Below are 6,996 nucleotides of genomic sequence, written 5' to 3' on the forward strand. Positions count from 1 at the left end.
ATATTGTTCTTTTTCGTGAAAATCGTTCGAATTCCTAGCACTTCTGAAATGACTAAAAGGAAAAAGATCAAAAAGCTCCTAAATTACCATCAAACTGACTAAGACCTGTTCCGCTAAAGAAGGGAAATACTTTATTGTTAACGAATTGGTAACTATTACTTCACTTTAGTTGAAAGAAAGTGATTCATTTGTCCTCCAATTGGTCATTTACACCTAATGAAGCTTTTGACATGGTTTTATTTATTAACGCTATCTCAAATAACCCCTTTTATAACCAACATTACTTAGATGTTAGGCAAAATTGGGAACCGAAACTTGGGCAAGATTTGAGAATATTGAATGAGATTAGTGATAAAATCTCAATGTCTGACCTTTGTACAAATTTATCCGGGCACGATGTCAGGACCTTAGACGATATCATTAAGGTGTTGCAAGATTACCCAAAAAATAATAATCGGAATAATATAATAAGTGACAATCTAAAGTTACTCTCCGACGGTTTCCAAGTGCTAAAAAAGGCAGGTGTTCAAACTGCTTGGAATCAGAGGGTAAAGCCTTATTTAGTGGATATTGCACAGCAATACCAATTGGTTATGGAAACTGTATTTCCTTTAGAAAAGATGGAAGTGACAATATCTTCTTTTCTTGCCACTGAACAACCTCTGTGTACTACTGTATATTTCGCCACCTATATTAAACCGATAGCTTTTAAACTTCCGAAAGGTTCTATGGTAATGCATGCAGGACCACATGGTTATATGCAATTACCGAAACGCTTAGCTCAACTTTGTCTTCACGAGTCATTACATGGTTTCTCTGGCTCAAGACAAGCACAGTTACAACAAGACGAGCTAAGGAAATCTAACGCAGAATTTGACAAACAATATCACGAACTTATTTCAAAATATCATAGTGGACCCGAAGAATATTTTGTCGTCGGGGCAGAAGCTTATTTAAGTGAGAAACTAATGCTGAGAACTCATGACGATTGTATTGGATATCTTAAAAGCCAAAATGGCGGAATGCAGTTATCATTGGCTATTTATGAACGACTAAGAGAAACAAAACCTGAAAACAAGGCTCATTGGGAAGGGTACGGCAAATGGCTTGAGGATGAGTTGCTTACATTGAAATTACAGAAATATTTGAGCTCTAACGGGATACGTTAGCGAAATAAGAAAAGAAACGATCTTGGCTGCCTGGTGATATTGCTCGGCAGCCTTTTTTCGTAGGAATCATCAAGAAGGGATCTTGCGACATTAGTTGTTTAGTGTATTACTTGAACCGTATTAAGTACATGAAAATGAAATTATCTCGCTTAGCTCAACCGTATAATGATTCCATCTTCCGCCAAAAAATCTATAACCTAAAACAGATGTGCGTCCAACAAAAGTTAGATAAAACCAGAAGCTGTCACCATTCTTTAGCCATATGAAAGTATATCGATCTAAACATCTGGTAATTGTCCCGGGGTCAACGGCATATGGAGACATTTGAGGTACATATGAGGGCGGGGGAGATGTGGGACCATGCTGGGGTATAAATCCCATTCGATATTAACACTCCTTATTAATTAGACTTCTAACTTAGTGTATTCTGGGAACGCCTAAAGGGAACCAAAGCTGTCCGAAATCATCGCAAATCCTATATGTAATTGAACGAACGGGCAGCATTCCTGTAATAAACTTAACCGAACTTTTGTTTTAGGAGGAAAAATAGGTAATATAGCGAATGGGTATTTGTAAGCACTGTTAGCCCGATAACAGCCACTTCTTTGGATTAAGACCATCGGTTACATATACAACATGGGGGATGCTTCAGAACACTAACATGAGAGCCTCCTATTCTAACGGGCATTAAAGCGTGGTAAGAAAGAGTAAACAGTTTTGAAGATTGGGGAACTGCTATTTATGTTTGAAAGAATTAAGGCTTGGGCTAAACAGCTAAAAAAGAAGGTTTTTATACTTTATTTTGCCTATAAAGATACTCGCACTCCTTGGTATGCAAAAGTACTTTCTATATGTGTTGTCGCCTATGCCTTTAGTCCAATTGACTTGATTCCAGATTTTATTCCCATATTAGGCTATCTGGATGATCTGATACTAATCCCACTTGGCGTTGCATTTGCGTTGAAAATGATGCCTAGATCAGTGATCCAGGACTGTACAGTAAAAGCTGAGGAACGAATGAAGAATGAGAAACCGAAAAATTGGCTTATAGGAAGTTTAATTATATTGCTATGGATAATGGCTTTCCTATGGATTTCTTCTTCTGCTTATCGGTATTTGTTCAACGGATACGTTAGTTCAAAACCGTTAGGTCAGTTTTTTTAACATAACCTAATATCCGCATTGACTAAATGTGCATCGATGTGGAGGTGTATGGAAGAAATTACTTTTTGCTCGGAGATGAAGTCAGGTTTCGCCTGCTTCTGGCATCTCAAGAGAGAAATGCTTCATTAAAAGTATTCTGAACGCAAATAACAAAGGAGAGATTGTATTGATGAAGATCGAATTGCGGGCACTGGTTCGGGATTATTATGTCGAAGCGCTGGAAAGGGCGAAGGTGAGCTTCGAGCTGTTGTACCCGGATATCCGGGTAACCTTCGAGGTGGTCGGGAACGACCATTTCGACGCTGCTTTGGACGAGCACGAGAGGAACGGAACGATGCCGGACGTGCTTGAGCTGGATGAAACCCAGCTGAAGCATTCACTCGACCGGGGCATAGTGACCGATATAGGGGAGCGGTTGCGGCAAATCCCGGGGCTTGCGGACGATTATTATCCCGCTGTTTTGGATGCGGTACGCTTCGGGGGAGGGATGGCCGTACTTCCGATGCGCCCGGTCAACATGGTGTTCTTCTATAACAAAGGCATGTTTGACGAGGCGGGTATCGCCTATCCACAGGATGGCTGGAGTTGGGACCAGTTTTTGGAGACAGCTCTGACGATGACGAAGGTGAAGGAGGACGGAAGCCGACAATACGGTATTTTCTTTCCCTATGAGATGGAAAATATGGAGCCGTTCGTGCTGGCGGCAGGCAGCTCGCTTTTGTCACCTGATGGCAAGAAGGCTGCAGGATATATGGACAGCCCGGAGACGGTTCGGGTCATCGGGCAACTTGCCGATCTGAGCAGAGTTCATCAGGTGGCGCCTCCTCCGGACTCGCCCGTCAATTGGGACGACATGTTTATGAGGGGAAAGTTTGCGATGCAATATAAAGGGGCTTGGTCGCTTGGGCAAATGCTTCATAAAGGAATATACGACTCCTACGGAGCAGCCCAGCTCCCGAACTTCGCCAGCGGCACGCATGGCAGCTATTTGTGCTTACTCGGCTACGGAATGTCTGCCAGGACGGCTTATCCGGATCAGACGTGGCTGTTTCTGAAGCATCTGGCTATCGCTGATTCGGAGGAAAGCCTTAGCTGGCAAATCGGTTTGCCGACGAGGGCAAGTGTCGCGTCGCGGAACGGGCAAGCTGAAGATCATTTGAAGTCCGTGTTCCTGCGTGAATTCGGCTTCGTGCACCGTACGGCGGCCTTTATACATCGCGACTGGCGCAAACTGGAAGCCGAAATTATCAATCCGGTTGTATATGAGGCCATAAAGGGCAACGGAAATATACAGGAAGCGTTAAGCCGTGCTGCCGAGCAAGTCGACAGAGAGCTTAACGCCCAGTTGTAGTCACGCGGAGCGGTCAAGCGGTACTTAGTGAAGGCCCCCGAACCCGGTATTCGAAAGACCGTCAGGGGGATTGGGAACAACCCTCTGATGGTTTCAGCGTTGGAATGCGAACCGCGGGCTGTTATCAAGGTCAGCTGCAGATTTTAGTACAAACCAACTTTTGACCAATTACTGCTCCTCGATCTTTGGAGTTAAGGATTTCTCGAGCTCCATTCTCAGAAAATCGATGAATCGTGCTATTCAGTGACCCTGACGGCAATCGGTCGCCCATCCGGGTCATGTATCAACCATTCGCGTCTGCCGTTATCGCCGTCACGCGCCCAATGCTTACCATTTGAAGTTTACGTATGAGGATAGTTATGAAGTGTATATTCCCTATGCGGCAGGGCCGGACGAGACACACGATTATTGTTAATATTGAAAGGATGGTTTCAATGAATCAAGTAAGATTGGTTTCAGATTTGCAGATGTCAAAAGAATTTTATAAGAATGTGCTTGGATGTAAAGTGGATGAATGGGGACATGCTGAACGTAATATACCGAAACTCGGATTCATTTTACAACAAGCGGAATTTAGTACTGATGTTCAGCCCAATAAGAAACCAAGACAAGTTAAATATCCAAAAGATTGGAAAGGACCAACTACAAGTTGGGATACTTATGCCTATACGGATTATGATAAAATTGAGGATTTATTTAATGAATTGAAAACCAACGGAGCAGTAATTCATTACGAAATCATGATGGAAGATCAAGGGGATATGGATTGGAAAGAGTTCGCAGTAAGAGATTTAGATCAATATGTTATCGTTTTTGGTGCTGGTAGAATGAAATAATTCGGAACTATTCAGCATAAAAATTCTTTCGACTAGGAATACAAATTATAGTAAATGGGGTTGATATAAACATTAATAGAGAGCAGGCTGCCCCTCGCGGGAGCCTGCTTTATTTGTTTCTTGCACCGGTAAATGATTAAATGAATCTGACGGGATTTTAAATATGGCGGATGTGTTCATCACCAGTAGATCACTTATTGTGATCGGTGTCCTTCTGGTCGTCCGTCCTTAAATATGAATCGAGCGGAAGGAGCGGTGTATTACTGATGCAGACGATCACTCATGCATTAATCGGATTAACGATCTACTGCGGGCTCGACAAAAAGGGAGCGTCAACCGGCCGCAAAAAATCATTGTTTTTCCTTACGGTTGGCGGCAGTACAATACCGGATATCGACACGGTGACCCAGTGGTTCGATCATCAGGGGATGTATCAAATGTGGCACAGGGGCATCACACATTCCCTGTTTTTCATTCCGGTTTGGGCTGCTTTACTGGTCGGCGTTTGCTTCTTGCTTTGGAAAACGAAAGACTGGCGGTTGTTTTTGATTGCCTTCGTGTCCGTGGGTCTGCACGTTTTGGTAGATTTGTCGAACTCATGGGGAACTGGGATTTTAGAGCCGTTGTCTCAGGAGAGATATTCGATCGGTACGCTCCCTTACCGGGACGTAGTCATCAACTTATTAATGTTGATTGGATTCGTCACTTTGCCATGGATCAAGTCGAACGCTTCCTATCGTGTGTTTCGAACAATCTGGCTCCTGATGGCCCTATATACGGCGGCACAGTACGTGCAAGGCGCTGTCGTCTTCGCTTCAGCCGGAGATCGGTATGTTTCCAAGCTGATAGTCGCCCAGACGTTACCGGGAACGTATCGGATTGAAGGGAAGACAGGTAATGTTGTAGAGGTTCTGGAAGCGTCGGCTTGGACAAAGTCGAAGCCACTGTACCGGTTTGAGTCGGACGATCGTGCGGATTTGCGGTTGTTGTTCGAACGGAATCCCGCTGCTAAGGTGCTGTATGACTGGTCCCCGATTATCGTAGTTGTTAACAATGAGCGAGAACTCGGGGTGTTTGATCCGAGATTTTACCGGAACGGTCATTCATTTTTGCATCAATCGATTTCAAAATAAGTCAGAAGAAAAATCCCAAGCAAACCAGTATTAATTAAAAGACTTCACTAACGGAAACTAAAACTATAGTTCAATAAGAAACCAGGACGAGGCTGCCGATATGGATCGGTAGCCTCGTTGACGTATCGGGCAAAATACTTATAACCAAAAATAACCACATATTAACCAAGATTAAAGTTAAAATTGTTATTAGTATCTTACAACGCATCATTAAAAACGGAGGAATCGAAGACTGATGAATATAGCAGGTATCCGATACGAACACTTCAGTGAAAAAGATTATAATGTTGCAAGAGAATTATTAAGCTTTGACGTCGACGCGAGTGAGGACATCCTTCGGTTGCTTGCTGAAGAACCGGAATTGTTTATTACCGCGTTTATCGAGGACAAGCTTGTTGCACTGGCTCAAGTGAACGAGCCTGCATCTCAGTCCTATTTAACTGTGTTTGTCGCTCCGCAGTTTCGCAGGCAAGGAATCGGTTCTGCAATGGTAAAGTATGCTGAAACGAAATTGCGGATGGGCGGAACCCAAAAAGTCAGGAGTTCCTTTCGTGCAGGTCATCAATCATCTCTTGCGTTTGCGCGCAAGCTCGGATATGACAAATACTTTTCATCGGTTTTAATGCAGCGAACCGGCGATCCCTTCTCCTTGGAGGAGCTTCCGGTGAGGATGTATTCGGACGAAGACTATCTTGCCAGTCAGTCGATGTATGCCACAGCATTTCATGATATGCGCGTCCGTGTCGGGTGCTTTCCCGATTCTGTGATCGCCCAACCCAGTGAAAAAGAACGAAGAGCATGGAAAGAGGATGCGGAAGACCGTTTTGTCTTCGAAATAAATGGGGAAATCGTAGCTTATAGCCACCTTTCTGGTAATGAACTCAGTAGTATTTCCGTCCGTACAGACTTTCAGGGGCTTGGGATCGGAAGAAAGTTTGTTATGTATTTATGCAACGAGATCTATCAGCGTGGCAGTGCAAAAGTCGACCTTTGGTGTGTTGTTGGGAATTATGCCAGAAATCTGTATGACAGCCTTGGCTTTAAAGAAAAGTATATCAAGGAATTCATAAGGAAAACGCTGTAATTTTTGCCGTAAATCCTTGACAGGAAAGCATTGCATACAACGTTACAGTTTGACAAGAAAGAATTGAATGAGCTGGAACAGAGTTTAGAAGGGCATATCCGATATTTTGGTAACGCTATAAACACTTCAAAAAGAGGGGCTCGCAAGGGCAATGTCATTAAGTTAAGGCGCATGGCCAAAAATCAAGAACAAGAGCTGGTTATCGAAAGATAGCCGGCTCTTTTTTTGCACGAAAAAGAGAAATAGGACTTGACAAGCA

Annotated in this window: 6 protein-coding genes; all 6 read left to right on the top strand. The window is 43.5% G+C overall.

Annotated elements, in window-relative coordinates:
* Positions 1–188: 188 nt before the first annotated feature.
* The 6 genes from AC58QD_RS32180 (at position 189) to AC58QD_RS32205 (ending at position 6,737) form a co-directional block, all read left to right on the top strand.
* The gene (locus tag AC58QD_RS32180; protein WP_497339145.1) at positions 189–1,169 is read left to right on the top strand and encodes a hypothetical protein; all 981 of its coding nucleotides are present in this window, start codon (positions 189–191) and stop codon (positions 1,167–1,169) included.
* Positions 1,170–1,910: 741 nt separating this feature from the next.
* Complete coding sequence (locus tag AC58QD_RS32185; RefSeq protein ID WP_497339146.1) at positions 1,911–2,333, top strand: YkvA family protein; 423 nt, start codon at positions 1,911–1,913, stop codon at positions 2,331–2,333.
* A gap of 169 nt (positions 2,334–2,502) precedes the next feature.
* Positions 2,503–3,684, top strand: a complete 1,182-nt coding sequence (locus AC58QD_RS32190) for an extracellular solute-binding protein (protein WP_497339147.1) — start codon at positions 2,503–2,505, stop codon at positions 3,682–3,684.
* A gap of 434 nt (positions 3,685–4,118) precedes the next feature.
* The gene (locus tag AC58QD_RS32195; RefSeq protein WP_497339148.1) at positions 4,119–4,520 is read left to right on the top strand and encodes a VOC family protein; all 402 of its coding nucleotides are present in this window, start codon (positions 4,119–4,121) and stop codon (positions 4,518–4,520) included.
* 266 nt (positions 4,521–4,786) lie between these two features.
* Entirely contained in the window at positions 4,787–5,653 is an 867-nt protein-coding gene (locus tag AC58QD_RS32200) for a metal-dependent hydrolase (RefSeq protein WP_497339149.1), read from the top strand.
* 235 nt (positions 5,654–5,888) lie between these two features.
* A complete protein-coding gene (locus tag AC58QD_RS32205; RefSeq protein ID WP_497339150.1) occupies positions 5,889–6,737 on the top strand; it encodes a GNAT family N-acetyltransferase in 849 nt (282 codons plus the stop codon).
* The last annotated feature ends 259 nt before the right edge of the window (positions 6,738–6,996 follow it).

This window comes from Paenibacillus sp. J2R1T-4 (assembly GCF_059692235.1).